2 protein-coding genes are annotated in these 1,261 nt (G+C 63.4%); both read right to left on the bottom strand.

Annotated elements, in window-relative coordinates:
• Positions 1-835: sulfate/molybdate ABC transporter ATP-binding protein (locus A2J01_RS17315; protein ID WP_064113185.1), on the bottom strand; the 835-nt coding region annotated here is incomplete at its 3' end.
• A partial coding sequence (locus A2J01_RS17310) for an ABC transporter permease subunit (protein WP_156519301.1) occupies positions 832-1,261 on the bottom strand: 430 nt, incomplete at its 5' end. The genes A2J01_RS17310 and A2J01_RS17315, both read right to left, overlap by 4 nt.

Below are 1,261 nucleotides of genomic sequence, written 5' to 3'. Positions count from 1 at the left end.
CGACGCGCTCGACTGTTGCGCGTGTGACGCCGAGCGACTCGGCCGTTCCGGATTCCTGCGCGAGAGCCATGCTCGGATCGCGGCCGAGGCGGATGTCGTGCGGACGGACCAACTGCCCGTTGAGCTTCGCGACGGATCCGAGGAAGGACATCACGAAGTCGTTGGACGGGCGGTCGTACAGGTCGGCAGGTTCACCGATCTGCTCGATCCGCCCCTTGTTCAGCACCGCGATGCGGTCGGCGACGTCGAGAGCCTCTTCCTGGTCGTGGGTGACCAGGACGGTGGTGACGTGCACCTCGTCGTGCAGGCGACGCAACCACGTGCGCAGGTCGGCACGCACCTTCGCGTCGAGCGCGCCGAAGGGCTCGTCGAGCAGGAGCACCTGTGGATCCACAGCCAGAGCGCGCGCCAACGCCATGCGCTGACGCTGACCGCCGGAGAGCTGCGCGGGGTACCGATGCTGAAACCCGTCGAGACCGACGATCCCCAGTAGTTCGTTGACCTTCTTCTCGATCTCCGGCTTCGGGCGCTTGCGGATCTTGAGCCCGAACGCCACGTTGTCCCGCACGGTCATGTGCTTGAACGCCGCGTAGTGCTGGAACACGAAACCGATGTCACGCTTCTGCGGCGAGACGCCGGTGACGTCCTTGCCTGCGATGGTGATGGTTCCCGAATCGAGTTCTTCGAGCCCTGCGATCGAACGCAGCAACGTCGACTTTCCCGAGCCACTGGGCCCGAGCAATGCCGTCAACGAACCCGAGGGAATGTTGACCGTCACGTCGTCGAGCGCCGCGAAATCACCGTAGTTCTTGCGGGCCCCGGTCACTGTGATCATGTGGTGCTCCTCTTACGGTCCAGCAGCGTCATCAGCAACAGGACAATGATGGCGATGCCCATCAGCAGCGTTGCCGCCGAATACGCACCAAAGGTGTTGTGGTCGTCGATGTATCGCGAGTGCACCAGCAATGTCAGTGTCTGGGATACCCCCGGGAAGCCGGAAGAGACCATGATGACTGCGCCGAATTCACCGAGCGAACGCGCCACCGTCAACACGATTCCGTACGTCAGGCCCCAACGGATCGCGGGCAAGGTGATCCGCCAGAACGTCTGCCAGCCCGAGGCACCGAGCGTCGCGGCTGCTTGTTCCTGCTCGTCGCCGATCTCGTGAAGTACGGGTTCGACTTCCCGGACGACGAAGGGCAGCGTCACGAAAATCGTCGCGATCACCATGCCTGGCAACCCGAAGATGACTTTGAACCCC

Source organism: Rhodococcus sp. EPR-134 (genome assembly GCF_001647205.1).
In the GTDB taxonomy this organism is placed as follows: domain Bacteria; phylum Actinomycetota; class Actinomycetes; order Mycobacteriales; family Mycobacteriaceae; genus Rhodococcus_F; species Rhodococcus_F qingshengii.
The sequence above is the reverse complement of the archived record's forward strand: the minus strand, read 5'-3'. Positions and strand labels throughout refer to the sequence as shown.